Source organism: Neobacillus drentensis (assembly GCF_036965245.1).
Classification (GTDB): Bacteria; Bacillota; Bacilli; order Bacillales; family Cytobacillaceae; genus Neobacillus; species Neobacillus drentensis_G.
Window position 1 is genome coordinate 56,400 of the sequence record NZ_JBALPG010000007.1, and the last position, 14,956, is coordinate 71,355.

General features: G+C 35.7%; 14 protein-coding genes. 11 read left to right on the forward strand and 3 right to left on the reverse strand.

The features are described 5' to 3' along the window. Nucleotides 1-118 precede the first annotated feature (118 nt). Together V7150_RS01715 and V7150_RS01720 are read left to right on the forward strand one after the other, a co-directional pair. Nucleotides 119-712 (forward strand): biotin transporter BioY, encoded by a 594-nt coding sequence (locus tag V7150_RS01715; RefSeq protein ID WP_335513012.1) that lies wholly within the window; start codon nt 119-121, stop codon nt 710-712. A gap of 351 nt (nt 713-1,063) precedes the next feature. After that, nucleotides 1,064-2,491, forward strand: coding sequence for an alanine/glycine:cation symporter family protein (locus V7150_RS01720; protein WP_335513014.1), 1,428 nt, complete (start codon nt 1,064-1,066; stop codon nt 2,489-2,491). A 79-nt stretch (nt 2,492-2,570) separates the two neighbouring features. On the opposite strand, the gene V7150_RS01725 is transcribed toward V7150_RS01720, so the two are convergent. Further along, entirely contained in the window at nt 2,571-3,791 is a 1,221-nt protein-coding gene (locus V7150_RS01725; protein ID WP_335513015.1) for an MFS transporter, read from the reverse strand. Between the two features lie 175 nt (nt 3,792-3,966). Between V7150_RS01725 and V7150_RS01730 the strand changes: the two genes are divergently transcribed. Genes V7150_RS01730 through V7150_RS01745 form a run of 4 tightly spaced genes read left to right on the forward strand, consistent with a single transcriptional unit; the run spans nt 3,967 to nt 6,665 of the window. Then, nucleotides 3,967-4,347 (forward strand): GntR family transcriptional regulator, encoded by a 381-nt coding sequence (locus tag V7150_RS01730; protein ID WP_335513017.1) that lies wholly within the window; start codon nt 3,967-3,969, stop codon nt 4,345-4,347. Further along, nucleotides 4,344-5,246 (forward strand): ABC transporter ATP-binding protein, encoded by a 903-nt coding sequence (locus V7150_RS01735; protein WP_335513019.1) that lies wholly within the window; start codon nt 4,344-4,346, stop codon nt 5,244-5,246. The genes V7150_RS01730 and V7150_RS01735 overlap by 4 nt, the downstream gene beginning before the upstream one ends. Beyond that, nucleotides 5,227-5,961 (forward strand): hypothetical protein, encoded by a 735-nt coding sequence (locus V7150_RS01740; protein ID WP_335513021.1) that lies wholly within the window; start codon nt 5,227-5,229, stop codon nt 5,959-5,961. Before V7150_RS01735 ends, V7150_RS01740 begins: the two co-directional genes overlap by 20 nt. Next, a complete protein-coding gene (locus tag V7150_RS01745; protein ID WP_335513022.1) occupies nt 5,958-6,665 on the forward strand; it encodes a hypothetical protein in 708 nt (235 codons plus the stop codon). Before V7150_RS01740 ends, V7150_RS01745 begins: the two co-directional genes overlap by 4 nt. Nucleotides 6,666-6,857: 192 nt before the next feature. Here the strand turns inward: V7150_RS01745 and V7150_RS01750 are convergent, their stop codons facing one another. Next, nucleotides 6,858-7,262, reverse strand: coding sequence for a hypothetical protein (locus V7150_RS01750; RefSeq protein ID WP_335513024.1), 405 nt, complete (start codon nt 7,260-7,262; stop codon nt 6,858-6,860). A gap of 442 nt (nt 7,263-7,704) precedes the next feature. On the opposite strand from V7150_RS01750, the gene V7150_RS01755 reads away from it, so the two are divergent. The 4 genes from V7150_RS01755 (at nt 7,705) to V7150_RS01770 (ending at nt 11,345) form a co-directional block, all read left to right on the forward strand. Next, entirely contained in the window at nt 7,705-8,457 is a 753-nt protein-coding gene (locus tag V7150_RS01755; protein ID WP_335513026.1) for an IclR family transcriptional regulator, read from the forward strand. Between the two features lie 170 nt (nt 8,458-8,627). Further along, nucleotides 8,628-9,569 (forward strand): aldo/keto reductase, encoded by a 942-nt coding sequence (locus V7150_RS01760; RefSeq protein ID WP_335513028.1) that lies wholly within the window; start codon nt 8,628-8,630, stop codon nt 9,567-9,569. Nucleotides 9,570-9,735: 166 nt separating this feature from the next. Further along, on the forward strand, nt 9,736-10,161 hold the full coding sequence (locus tag V7150_RS01765) for a hypothetical protein (protein ID WP_335513030.1): 426 nt from the start codon (nt 9,736-9,738) through the stop codon (nt 10,159-10,161). A 299-nt stretch (nt 10,162-10,460) separates the two neighbouring features. Further along, a complete protein-coding gene (locus tag V7150_RS01770; RefSeq protein ID WP_335513032.1) occupies nt 10,461-11,345 on the forward strand; it encodes a serine/threonine protein kinase in 885 nt (294 codons plus the stop codon). Nucleotides 11,346-11,830: 485 nt separating this feature from the next. On the opposite strand, the gene V7150_RS01775 is transcribed toward V7150_RS01770, so the two are convergent. Further along, nucleotides 11,831-14,008: an MMPL family transporter gene (locus V7150_RS01775; protein WP_335513034.1), complete on the reverse strand. Its 2,178-nt coding sequence runs from the start codon at nt 14,006-14,008 to the stop codon at nt 11,831-11,833. A 240-nt stretch (nt 14,009-14,248) separates the two neighbouring features. Between V7150_RS01775 and V7150_RS01780 the strand changes: the two genes are divergently transcribed. Continuing rightward, nucleotides 14,249-14,794, forward strand: coding sequence for a TetR/AcrR family transcriptional regulator (locus V7150_RS01780; RefSeq protein ID WP_335513036.1), 546 nt, complete (start codon nt 14,249-14,251; stop codon nt 14,792-14,794). Nucleotides 14,795-14,956: the final 162 nt, after the last annotated feature.

The following is a 14,956-nucleotide window of genomic DNA, read 5'->3' on the forward strand; positions in this document are numbered from 1 at the left end:
ATTTCCAGTATTATTGTTATATTGTTAACTAAAATAATTTTTAGGTTGACAATAGCATGTTCTACCATTTATTTTAGATTTATAACAATCAATAATATTTTAGGGTGGGAGAACAAAGATGAATAAATTTAGGGCAATTGATTTAACACTTGCGGGAATGTTTGTGGCACTGATGGCAATTGGTGCGAACATTGCTACTATTGCTCCGTTTTTGCATGTTGGCGGGGTTCCGATTACACTGCAAACCTTTTTTGCTATTTTAGCAGGAGCCATTTTGGGCAGCCGCTTAGGATCTATTGCAATGATTGTTTATATGTTAGTAGGCATAGTAGGGGTTCCAGTCTTTGCTGATTTTATCGGAGGGCCATCCATCATCTTCCGGCCTACCTTCGGCTTTATTATTTCTTATATTTTCACTGCTTTTATCATTGGAAAAATTGTCGAGAAGAAGAAAAGTATGGCTGCCTTTATCATAGCTGCTTTAATCGGAATGGCCGTAAACTACCTTTTCGGGACAAATTGGATGTACTTTGCTTATAAATTTTGGGCAGCCGCACCAGAAGGATTTACATACAAAATGGCATGGTTATGGATGGTTGCACCGCTGCCAAAGGATATCGTCCTAGCCGTCTTAGCAGGAATAATGGCTCATCGCCTGGAGAGAACCGTCCTATCAAAAGGACAATTCAAACATTTAAAGCGTGTTTCCTAATGGTGTCAGGCACCACAAAAAGACACTGTCCGTGTGGGGTGGACACTAAATTTGGTGGTGACACTATAATAATAAGAAGCGGTTGGACCGCTTCTTTTATTAGCTGATAGGAAAGGATAATTTTCGTATCGGCATAAGTGCAACTAAGCCTATGTCTTCGCCTTAAGACTCGCCAATCGGCGAGTTTTCTTTATGTTCACTGACTTGATTTAACAAGGACATTTAGGCATTTTTTAATTCATGAAAGTAATGGAACATCTATTCGCTGGAAAGTTCATATATTGTCATATTTCTGAGAATTTGTTAATTTATATCAGTAAATAAAAATTTAGGGTAGAAGGGGATGAGTAGATGAAAATAATCGAAAGTTTCGTAAATGGTACAAATACATTACTTTGGTCATATGTTCTAATTATATTATTAATAGGGTCAGGGATATATTTTACTTTCCGTACAAAGTTTGTCCAGTTCCGAATGGTGGGAGAAATGTTTCGCCTAATGGGTGAAGGGGCAACGGGTGATAAGAAAGGGATATCATCCTTCCAAGCTTTTTGTATCAGTACGGCTTCACGCGTAGGAACAGGGAATCTTGCAGGTGTAGCGATTGCCATCACGACTGGTGGACCAGGAGCCGTATTCTGGATGTGGTTAATTGCTTTGATTGGCTCGGCTTCCGCTTTCGTAGAAAGCACACTAGCGCAAATTTTTAAGGTGAAAGATGGTGACACCTTCCGAGGCGGCCCCGCTTATTATATGGAGAAGGCGTTAAATGCCCGCTGGATGGGCGTCACATTTGCGGTCTTGATTTCGCTTACATTTGGACTGGCCTTTAACTCTGTACAAGCCAACACAATTACAAGCTCGTTAAACAATTCATTTGGGTTCAATAAAACGGTAATTGCGATTGTTCTGTCAGTTATTACGGCAGTCATCATTTTTGGAGGACTTAAGCGGATTGCTAAAGTGGCTGAGTGGATGGTTCCAATCATGGCAGGTGCCTATATTTTAATAGCTTTATATATTATGGTAACGAATATATCTGAACTTCCTGGCGTTTTTAAGTTGATTTTTGAAAGTGCCTTTGGCATTAAAGAAGTGGCTGGGGGAGCAATTGGTGCTGCAATGATGAATGGAATTAAGCGCGGACTGTTTTCAAACGAAGCAGGTATGGGTAGTGCTCCGAATGCAGCTGCAACGGCAAATGTCAGCCACCCTGTTAAACAAGGATTAATTCAATCTCTTGGGGTATTTGTCGACACCCTCGTTATTTGTAGCTCAACTGCATTTATTATTCTTTTATCAGGACTTTATACGTCTAAAGAGAGCAACGGTATTATCTTAACGCAAAATGCCCTTGAGGGGTCATTAGGGTCATGGGCCGGTATTTTCCTTGCTTTCATCGTATTATTATTTGCCTTCAGTTCTGTTGTAGGGAATTACTATTACGGTGAATCAAATATTGAATTTATTAAGAATAGCAAGGTTGTCCTAAACTTATACCGTGTGGCTGTTGTTGGAATGGTTGCATTCGGTTCATTAGCAGAGTTGAGCTTTGTCTGGAGCATTGCCGATTTATTTATGGGACTAATGGCAATTATTAACTTGATCGCGATTATTCTACTAGGAAAAATCGCCTTCGCCGCTCTTGCCGATTATAAAAAGCAAAAGGCAAGCGGCCAAAACCCAGTATTCTACACCTCCAACATAGAAGGACTTAAAAACGTAGAAGCATGGGAAACAACCCCAATAAAAGAAGACCAAATGAAAAAACTAGGCTAATATTGTGTTAATAGTGGTAAGGGTGTTAGGCACCACTTATGGACAGTGTCCTTGTGAGAAGGACAGTTGCACAAAAGCATCATCCATTGGATGATGCTTTTGTGCTGTTGTTTTGTTCGACTGCTCGATGCCGATTGTGTTTGATGAAGAAAAGGGCAGTCATGATAATGGATATAATCCCGAATAGAACGGACATGAGCTGCAAGCCGATAAGATCTAAAAGGAAACCGGTAAAGAGCAGGACAACCTGGAAGGTAATGCGGTCTAGCATGTTACGGAAGGAAAAAAAACGGCCGTGAAAATCCTTTGGTACCTTTGTTTGAAAAATAGTGGATGCAGTCGGGAAAAAACAGCCTACGGAAAAACCAAAAAATAAAAAAGCCAAGATGGTCAATAATGGCATGTTTGCAAAATAAAGCAGCATCTGAGCAATGCCGATTATTATGGCGCTAGTAAACAAAATAATGTAAGGTGAAAGCTTAAAACTGATTTGTTTGATGAAAAAAGCCCCGAGCATAAAAGCGAGCCCTTCTGCTGTGTAGATCCATCCTTTAATGGCAGAACTATCCTGAATTTCGCTAATATTAATGACCATAAGATTGAAGCCCCCCAGAAATATAGTAGGTATGAGCGTCATCAATAGTGTCATGAAAACAATCGGAAGTCCCTTGATAATCGGAAAAACATCCATAAAACTAGTTTTTTCTAGAGTGCTTTGCATAGCCGGCTTGATTCCTGGCTTTTCATCAATCTGTAAAAACCAGGTTAAGATAAACAGACCGATATATGCCACAAGCGAACCGACATAAAGCAATGACAAAGGTATGATCACCAACAGAATTCCGGCAACTGCCGTTCCAATGATCCTTGATAGCGTTGAGACATTCATATGAACCCCGTTTAGCTGAAGCAAATCCTTATCTGCGACAATCAGTGGCAGTGCTGCTTGCAATGCCGGAAAATAGAACGCGGCTGAAATCTGAACCAAGACTAGGAATACGGCCATCCACCAAATGGAACCTGTAGCAATGGCAATGAGCATAAAGATGACACTAAATGCCCGCATGAACCCAGCCATGAGCATTACCGTTTTCTTACTCATTTGATCAGTTAGCCTGCCAGCAGAAGGTCCAACGGCAATCCCAGCCAGCAGGCCACCAGCTAAAAGAAGCGATTTCAAGAAATCTGAAGGCAGCTTCTCCTGCATGAATTCCAAGTTACCGATAATACCCAGCCACAATCCGAGACCAGCAATAAATTCCCCTGTTAATAAAATCCAAACATTTCTATTTCTCCACATACTCACTAAGCCCTCAATTCTCAAACAATTCTTAATAATACCAAAGATACAATAATATTCAAATTAATGAAAGAAAAAGGCAATTGAAAAAAATTAAAATAATATTGTTTTTTATTTCCAAATATAATATACTACATTACAACACTAATGCACTATATAAGAGGGTGAGGAATACTTGATTTTTAATTTGGACGGAACGAAACCGATTTATATCCAATTATCAGAGTGGCTGGAGAATGAGATTTTGAACGGTAATTTTGAAAGTGATCAAAAGATATACTCCCAGTATCAGCTTGCAGAGATTTTTAATATTAACCCGGCAACGGCAGCAAAGGGGCTGAATATTTTGGCGGATGAGCAGATTTTATATAAAAAGCGCGGGCTTGGGATGTTTGTATCAAATAGTGCCAAAGAAATGATCCTAGCAAAGCGGAAAAATCAAACCTTGAAACGGCTAGTACAGGGAATTGTCCTAGAAGCGGGACGGCTGCAGGTAAGTAAAGAGGAATTAATCGAAATGATCAAAACGGCTGATATAAGGGAGGCAGAGAAATGAGTGTAATCGAGTGCAATGGATTGACGAAAGTGTATGGTGGAACAAAAGCGTTAAACAATCTTTCCTTCAAAATAGAAGAAAATAAAATTACCGGTCTCATCGGCAGGAATGGTGCAGGGAAAACAACACTGCTAAAAATTATCGCCGGGTTGTTAAAAGAAACCGCCGGTGAACTAAAGGTTTTTTCTGAAAAGCCGTTTAACAGTCTCCAGGTTTCAGCCAATGTCATTTTTCTTCATGATCAAATGAATCTTCCCACAGCCTTAAATCTTAAGGAATTATTAGAGACAGCAGCCAGTTTTTATCCGAATTGGGATCGTGAATTGGCGGATCGCCTTTTTGATTATTTCTCCTTAAACCCACTTCAGTATTATAACGGACTTTCAAAAGGGATGAAAAGTACGTTTAACATGATTTTAGGCTTATCTGCCCGTGTTCCGTTAACGATGCTCGATGAACCGACTACAGGGATGGATGCGGCAGTAAGAAAGGATTTCTATCGTGCCTTACTCAAGGAATACATTGCCTATCCTCGTACCATCATTATTTCTAGTCACCATTTAAATGAAATCGAGGACTTACTAGAAGATATTCTACTTGTAAACGAGGGAAAAGAAATTCTTCATATGCCAGTTGCCGATTTGAAGGAATGGGCAATTGGGATTCAAGGGAAAACCACTGTTATTAATGAATGGACACAGAACACGGAGGTCATTTATACAAAAAGCATCGGCATTGATCAGTCGTACGTTGTTGTCAGGAATCATTTTTCCGAAACAGAACGGCAGCGTGCTCGTAATGCCGGAATCGACATCACACCGGTTACCTCAAGTGACCTATGTGTCTATTTAACTAGCAAAACGAAAGGGGGAATTGATGATGTCTTTAACAAAGGTTAGTCTGATCGAAGTGGTGAAAAAACAATATGTTTATAAGCTAAAGGCATACAGCCAAGTATTTATATCACTAATTTTCCTCCAATTATTAGCCGTTTTATTCTCAATGAACGGTGTGGGGAGTATGGGCAGCACCGTCGGGAGTGTTGAAGTGCAAGCCAGTTATTTTTCGTCTGATTTTGTTGCGGCCTTTACGATGCTGTGGGGGTTTATTACTGCTATCCTTATTACCACAAAGGCGTATCGAAACGATGACTTTGTATTTGTGGCCAATCGTGTCAGCAGTAATCTATCAAATGCAGTTTTTTTACTAACTACAAGTGTCGTTGGCGGGATTACAGCGATGTTGTCGTCCTATTTATTTAAAGTGATTATCTATTACTTTTTTAAAAGCACACCGATTTTGGATGCGCCTATAGAATTGCTCTTGGGCATATTCTCTACTATTCTATACGTCTTCCTCTTTTGTGCATTAGGTTATTTGGTTGGAACGCTTGTCCAGATTAGTAAAGTATTCACTGTCTTGTTACCGGCGGCCTTTTTCGGGGCATTAATTCTCGAAGGACTTAGCGGAAAAGCGGGGACGGTCGCAAGTGTATTTGAATTTTTCTTTACGGAGTCCTCGCTTGTTTTATTTATTGTGAAAATAATCGTGGCTGCAGGATTGTTATTTTCTGGCGCATTTGTGTTGTCCAATAGATTGGAGGTCAGAGGATGATGGTGATTGTACCACTGCTAATAACTGCTATTATCGTCATCGCTTTGGCAGTTTTAACAGCTAAAGCCGTGAATAAAAACGTATACAGTAAAGGGAAATTTTCCTACAGTCAACGCGTTTGCTGGATATTTAGCGGATACGTGGCGATCTTATTGATCTGTGTCGTTTTGGACACAGTCCACCCCGTAAAAATAATAAACGGATGGAAAAAGGTAGATACCGCGGAGCTCGAAAAAGAAAGCATGGATTTATACGATTCAGCGCTTGCGGGAAAAGTTGCTAACGAAGGCGGTGAATTTCTACGAAAAAAGTGGAACTTCGACTACAACGGGGAACAGCTTAACATAGCCACAATCCAAGATGATTACTTAAACACATCAGTCTTTGTGGAAAGAAAGAATCATAATGATGGAAAAATCGAAGCTGCCTATTATCAAACAAGATCAAGCGTGAATGGGATGGATATTACAGAGCTCGCCACTCCTCCGGGTCTGGAATTAGCGGAAGATGGGCTGTTTCTTAGGAATCCAAAGAAAAGTAAAATTAAATTCTCAGAGTTTACAAACGTTTTCTCCGTAAAGCAATTTACTGGAGAGGAATTCTTCGAACGTGACTCCCATTATGCCGAGGGCCAAAGCATCTTGTACCTGCGAATCCCAAAAGACCTAGAACTAATCGACAAAACCAATATTATCACGAATTAAATAGTCATGCTAAACTGGGAGGAACCTTATACAACTAAGCTTAGTAATAAAATAAATCATAATCCGGCTACGGAAATAACCGTCTCAAGCAAGGTCCATGTCCCAAATGATGAATGCCGCGGAAATCGGGAGATTTTGCTATCTTTATTGAGGGAGGTTAGTTTAACTAGAAAAATTATAAGCTCAGTGAATTTATTTTCTGAGCTTTCCTTCTAAAATGATTTTATATAATATTTTCGAGTCTTTCTTAGAAAGAAAAGTGTTTTTATCTATGCTATCGATTTTAACCCTTATTCCATTGTCTGGGGAAAGTATCCAAATTGCATAATTATCGTTTATTTTATAGTCAGGGTATGTGCTCTTATCGTTAGCGTCTGTCCATCTTGTATCCTTGAAAATCTTTAAAATAGTATTAATTTCTTCTTTGTCTTTTATGACCATTACTTGCTGGTATTGTCCCTCATTTTCTGTATGTTTTTGAACGATAAGTTTATTTTCTGACGTAATATTAACTTGTTCCTCTTTCTCCAGATTACTACATCCAACTAACGAAATTATTGCACTAAAAATTAATAATAATGCACGTCTTTTTCCCATAGAACACCTTCCCTTTTATAGCTTTTTCTATTTAGACGAGTAAATTTCTTTGGGGTCGCAATTATTTTTAAGTCTTTTACATTTACCTTATTTTAAATAGATTGTGAATAGATGTACTTAAGCTAACGGGTGCTTGAATTGAAAATAAAAGTTAATTTTTTACCAATATTTATATAGGGAGGTGATATAATGATTTGGTTATATATGCTGATGCCTGTCTTTGTATTGGTTGGAGTAGCTGTTTATTTTGATAAAAAATCGGGGATGACTGTGGCGATTTAAAAGCATTCTAGCGTTTTGTTTTGAAGGATTTTTAACTTGAAAATGACTTATTAGACTACTCCTTCATAAAATGTAAAGTTCGGACTATATCAATTCTTTTCTAAAAAGGTTTAAATTCGATATATTTATGGTAGACACCCTTCAAGTAGGAGAGATATTGATGGATACATACGAAGTTACAACATTAAAAAAGGGGATACAGATAATCGATTTACTGCGAAAGAATCACGCCATGACCTTAACGGAAATAATGGGGGAATTAGCTTTAAATAAAACGTCTGTTTTTCGAATGTTATATACACTAGAAAAAATGAATTATGTGCTGAAATATCAAAAATATTATCAATTAAATCCCCATATATTTCGTGATGAGCAATTACATTGGCATAAAGGAATTCAGTGGACATCACTTGTCACTCCTTATCAATTAGCTCGTCAGGAACAGATCACAACATATATCGGAATTTTACAAGACTGTGAAATGATAACGAAAAATGTGGTCGAGGCGCCATATAAAAAGCCACAACTTTCCAAAATTGAATCACGTACGCCTCTTCATACTAGCGCATTAGGAAAGGTTGTATTAGCAAATTTATCAATGGCAAAACAACGTGAAATATTAAATTGTATTGCATTAGAAACATTCACAAAGAACACTTTTCAAGATTTTGACTTACTCATTCCACATTTACATGTTATTAGATCTCAAGGTTATGCAATTGACAATGAAGAGACCAAAATTGGGTTTCGCTGCATTGCAGCACCGTTTTTCCAAGATGATAAAGTGATTGGTGCTATTGCATTCCATGGCACAACGGACCAGATTAAGAAACACTCTATTAAAGCTTTAGCAAAAAGGATTATCCAAGGAAGTGATCATCTAGCATTAGAAATCAAGCACTTTGTCTCATAAAATGAAAGCGAATGATAAGGAATCTATAGTGAATATCCTTCTTACTCTGACCATCCCCATTTTTGACAAGAAAAACGATTTTGTTTCGATATATGAAACTAGATTGATGAAAGTTGGGAATTTCCTCTTAGTTAATTAAGATTAAGCTAAAGAGTCTAGGAGGGAAAACTATGAAATATACAATGTTAAAAAACTCAGAATTAGATGTCTCAGTAATTGGACTTGGCACCAATGCAGTTGGTGGGCATAACTTATTTCAAAATTTAAATGAACAAAATGGAAAAGAACTTGTTAGAAAAGCATTAAACATTGGGGTTACATTTATTGATACAGCTGATATATATGGGTTTGGTCGATCTGAAGAGTTAATTGGCGAAGTATTAAAGGATTTCAAACGAGATGACTTTGTGATTGCAACAAAGGGAGGACAACATTGGTTTGAAGATGGTTCTGTAAAAAAAGATAATCGTCCTGAATATTTACGTGAGGCTGTTGAGATAAGTTTACAACGATTGCAATTAGATTATGTAGACTTATATTATTTGCATTTACCGGATAATGAAACACCACTTACAGAATCTATTGGTGAATTAGCACGCCTAAAACAAGAAGGAAAAATTCGTGCCATTGGAATTTCAAATGTTTCTCTTAAGCAATTAAAAGAGGCAAACGTTCATAGCGATATCTCTGTCTTACAATCCCCATATCATATGTTAGATCGTTCAGCCGAAAAGGAATTATTACCGTATTGTGTTGAAAACAATATTTCCTTTATTCCATATGGTCCATTAGCATTTGGATTATTAGGTGGTACGTTCACAAAAGAATCGAGGCTTGATACTCAAGATTGGCGTCAATCGATTCCTCTATTCAATGGCGAACACTTCAATCAGACGCTTGAAACAGTCAAGAAGTTAAACCAAATTGCTACTCAAAAGGATACCACTCTCCCTAATTTAGCACTAGCTTGGTTACTTGCCCAAGAAGGTGTTGATTCCGTTATTCCAGGAGGAAAACGAAAAGAGCGTATACTTGAAAATAGTTATGCAAGTGAAATTATTTTATCAGAGGAAGAATTAGACATCATTAACGATATTCTGAGTAACAACTAAGCAGTATAAAAAACGGGGCTTCTCATTCCTTTAAACAATGCGATTCTTCAAAAGGAGAATCGCTCTTTTTCTTTTTCTATAAAAAAAGTTTGTGAAATAATTTACTTAAACTATCGGGTGCTATTATTAAAAAGTGATAGCGGTTACTGGGGAGGTGATCAAAGGTATGACGTTTTATAAGAATATAAAACAAAAATTAGAAAGTTTCCAAAACGATATTGATACAATGAATATTGAAGATTTTTATATTATTAAATACGACAATAGTGAAAAACTTATATTGGCCGGTAGCTTTGATTTTAGTTATTATCATAATTTAGAAATTATTTTTACCAATGTTTCCTTTATTCTATTGCCTGGTTCAGTATTTAAAATCAATAAGATTCGGTTGGCTAAAAATGATGAAATAAAAAAGCTTCAAGAGTTTTCTTACGGATATAATGAAGGTTTTACCTTTTGCCTTGAAGATACTTACTATGACAACAAATTCTATATTTCAGCTAATGGCTTCGAATTTAAAGTTCAAACAGTATATTATTATAAGAGAGCGAATTTGAAAGAAAATGAAAAAATTGCGGACTGGGTAAAATGAGAAAAGGTTTTCCTTATACAACAAACGGGGTGCGATGCTTCAATAAAGAAGGATCGTTTTTTTCTTGTTCAAGTAACGGTTAGAACCTTAAGAGGATATGGCGAAATAGCGAGAATTTACAAAAAAGTAAAGACGTATACGACAAGCAAATGGTACAATTTCCCTGGATAAATATGAAAGGAGGCGTTGTTTTATGAAAATAACGATAATATTTTACGGGGTAGCATTTAATTAAAGGGTAAGCGTATCATTTCCCCTATAAACTGCGTGAACCCTATTTCAAATAGGAGGTTCATATTTTGAATAATACAGAACAAATTAATCCAATTACTTTTACGATTGACAAAGTGACGTTTCAATTACAAGAGGATCATAATTTTCTCTGGTTAAAGAATTTAGGGGATGTTTTTTGTGTATTTGATCAACAGGATTCAGGAAATATTGGTTTTGGTTTAGAAAAAAATAACAAAAGGTATTTTGTTAAATATGCTGGAGCTAAACCAATGGACTTCTCTGGTAACCCTAAAGATGCAGTTGACCGTTTGATAAAGGCTATATCAGTATATCAAAAGTTAGAGCATCCATATTTAATTAAATTGGTAGATCATTTTTCAATAGAAACTGGTTATGCAGCAATATTTGAATGGTTTGAAGGCGAATGCTTACATTCTCATTGGTCATTTGGTGGCAGAGCTAAGTATACAAACCCTGAGTCTCCGTTTTATCGTTTTAAGAATCTTGAAATAGAAAAACGCTTAGATACCCTAGATATAATTTTTTCGTTCCACGCATTTGTAGAATCTCAAGGATTTGTTGCAGTAGATTTTTATGATGGAAGTATTTTATATGACTTCAAGAATAATAAAACAAAAATATGTGATATAGACTTTTATCGTAATTCACCCACTATAAATGATTTAGGGAACAATTTTTGGGGGGCAAACAGATCAAAATCCCCAGAGGAGTACAAGCTTGGATCCCCAATTGATTCAATTACAAATATTTTTAATCTTGGAGCTATTGCGTTTGGATTATTAGGTGGTGAAATGGATCATTCATTCTCAAAGTGGGAAGCTGGTCAGAAGCTTTATGAAGTAGCAATAAGGGCTGTTGAAGAAGATCGGGATAAAAGGTATTCAACAGTTATAGAGTTTTATGAGGCTTGGAAGTTTGCTTTAAAATAATAAATCAGGTAATAAATGGCGATTTCTACGAAAGGAGAGATCGCCATAATGCCTATTTAAAAAATCAGGTGTCTAATTAGTATGATTTTTAATAAATTTATTCTAAGTTTATTTATCCTTGTGAAAGCCTTCACTTAAAGTAACGGGTGCATTACTTCAACAATTAGGTAATGCCATTTTCTTCTTCAAGTAACGGGCAGTTAGTTCAATAAGAAAATAACTATACAAAATTTAAAGCGTATTTTAATATCCTTATTTAGCGATGTAGTTTTTATGGAATTTGAAGCTGTTGTTTTGGATTAAAGTTTGATCAAATTGATATTAATAACCTTGATAAATGAATAAACAAAAAGAGGATGCTTTGAAAAAAGATTGATCCAAAACATCCTCTTATTTAATACGACCGATGAACTTTTTTATAAAAAATATGCAGCCACATTAATTAAAAACATTATGCATTATTCGAACTTAACATCATTCTCCTTTTAATTCCTTTTTCTTTCTATTTCTTTCATAAATGATTCTCCCTCAATATCTAAATTTGGTAGTAATTTATCTAACCACTTTGGCAAGTACCAAGAAGCTTTTCCCATTATGATCATTACTGCTGGTACAATAGCCATTCTTACTACAAAAGCATCAAATATAACGCCAAATGTAAGTGAAAAGCCCATTGCTTTAATTATTGGATCTGGAGCTAACATGAATCCAGTAAATACTGAAATCATAATCAACCCTGCAGCTGTTACTACTCCACCACTATCTTTCATTCCGGCTAAAACAGCTTTACGTGCATCACCGGTATGTGTATATACTTCACGTATTCTACTAACTAGAAAAACCTCATAGTCCATTGCTAACCCAAATAAAATCCCTATCACAATGACTGGTAAGAAGCTTAATATAGGATAGGCAATGGGAAATCCAAATAAATCAATTAAATTTCCATCTTGTATAACAAATACAGTGAATCCTAATGTTGCACCTAAAGATAGTACAAATCCTAGTACTGCTTTTAATGGAACTAGAATAGACCTGAATACTAGTACTAATAAGATGAATGAAAATCCAATAATTAACAAAGCGAATATTGGTAATGCATCACTCAGTTTTTGTGATATATCAATGTTTACCGCCGTAGTACCTGTAACCATTAATTTTATATGATTGGATTTTTCCAAGGTCTTTGCCTTTTCTCTAATATCGTTTACAAGATCTTTTGTTTCTGAATCGGCAGCTCCTGTCTCTGGAGTTATAGAAATAAGATACAATTCTCCTGAAGGTCCAGGAATTGCTGGGCTAACATTTTTAACATTTGATAACCCACTTAGCTTTTCTATAGTATCACTTAATGCTACTTGTGGATTGGTTGTTTCGCTTGAGGTTTTAGCCGCTACAATTAATGTTGAAAGATGGCCTGGGCCATAGGCTTTGGTAAGTAAATCATATGCTCTTCTTTCTGTTGTCTCTTCACTTTTCGAACCGTTATCTGGTAATGCGAGTTCCATATGGGAAATAGGGATAGCAATTATAGTTAGAAGTGCAATTCCAATAATTGCTACCTTCCACGGGCGTTTTGCTACGAAATTTCCCCATCTATCGGGTGTAGTTTGTTTTTTATCACTTTTAATGATTTTGCTTATAAAACTATTCTTTCTATCTGGCCCAACTTTATGTCCCATCAGACCTAAAAAAGCTGGAACCACAATTATTGCAATAAATATTGCGAATAATACGCAAAGGGCAGCAGAAAGACCCATCATTGTTAAAAATGGTATTTTTGCAACAGATAAGCCTAAGAGCGCAATGATGACGGTTATCCCAGCAAACACTACAGCACTACCGGCTGTTCCATTTGCAATTGCTACAGACTCTTGGACAGAATATCCTTCTTTCCTTTGCTGTCTAAAACGGGTCATAATAAAGAGAGCATAATCAATGCCTACTGCCAATCCCAACATTGCTGCCAACGTTATTGAAACTGAGGTAATATCCAAATAATTTGTGCCAATCATAATTAAAAAAATTCCTATAGCAAGTCCAATAACCGCCGTAATAATTGGCAACCCAGCCGCTAATAAAGAAATAAAAGTAATTGCCAATATAACGAAAGCAACAACTACCCCAATTACTTCTGTTATTCCTCCTATTTTCATTTCAGAAAATGAAACATCACCAGATAGTTCTGTTTGAATGCCAGCATCACGAATATTTTCAATGTTTTCTATAATATTTTCCTTTGATTTTTCCGATACCTTGTCTGCTGCTACATTATAAGTAACAATTGCATAACCAATATTCTTATCTTTATTTAAATTCCCTAACTCTAATGGGCTTGCTACAGAAACAATATGACTATCTTTTTCTTTTATCACTTTCAATGTATCCGTAATTATATTATTAATCTCTTCAGAATCTAAGGTTTTATTTTCAGGTGCATTAAATACTAACTGTACTTGACTTGTATTAGAGGGAAATTCCTTTTTAATGAGGTGAAGGGCTTTTTCTGATTCTGATCCAGGTATAGACATGTCCTCAGAGAAATTTGACCCCAGGTTCATTGCAATAATTGCTATCACAAGGAGAATTAATATTGAGCCTCCAATTATTTTTTTACTATTGTTTGCCGCCAATTTTCCTAATTTATAAAGATACTTTGCCATTAACAGCTTCCTTTCATCCTAATTTTACATACAACACATTAAAACAACTAGTTATTGCTTAAACAAAAAGTTATTAATTGTACACCTTGTTGATTTAATGGCATAGACATAGTATATTAAGGCTAATTGAAGGTAACAATAAGCAAAATATAAACAGGTGTTATTAAATAATCATTTATTAATGTTTTGTCCATTTAAAAACATATTAAAGTGAATTGGTTACTAAGGGAGGGGAAAAACGTGGTTGGTACACCTGGAAACCGAAGAACACTGTATAGTAAAAAGGTAATTATAGAGGCTTTTTTACTGCTGCTACAAGAAAAAAACTTAAATAAAATTACTGTTACGAATATTTGTAAAGTAGCAGATATTAATCGCGGAACTTTTTATTCTTATTATAATGATCCCTTTGATTTAATGAGAAGTATTGAAGAAGAATTGATAGAGAAAATGATGAGTACTATTAATATTTCAGGAGAAGAAAATATACTAAATGAACTTTTAAAATTGATACTTATAAATAAGGATCTCTGTAAAATCATTTTTAATGAAAAAAATAGCTCTCATGTACTAAATACAGTTTTGAATTCTGCTCATGATATAACAATTGCAGAAATTAAAAAAAAGTTACCAAATGCTAATGAGACTCATTTAGAATATTTTTTCACTTATTCGACAGGCGGGATCATTACAGTAATTCGAAAATGGATAAATGATGATATGAATATTCCAACTGAAGAAGTTGTACAAATCTTAGAAAGTATGAACGTCATGTCATCACAATAAACGATTTGTTATTTTGAATAATTATCATTAATATGTTCAGAGATTTTCTATAAAAAAGACCTAATTTGCGTAAAATTATTCTATATCGAATTAGCTTAATAGATGGTAAATTTTTTAAGTGGATGTGAAGAGTTTCACTTAAACTACCATGAAAATAAGTTT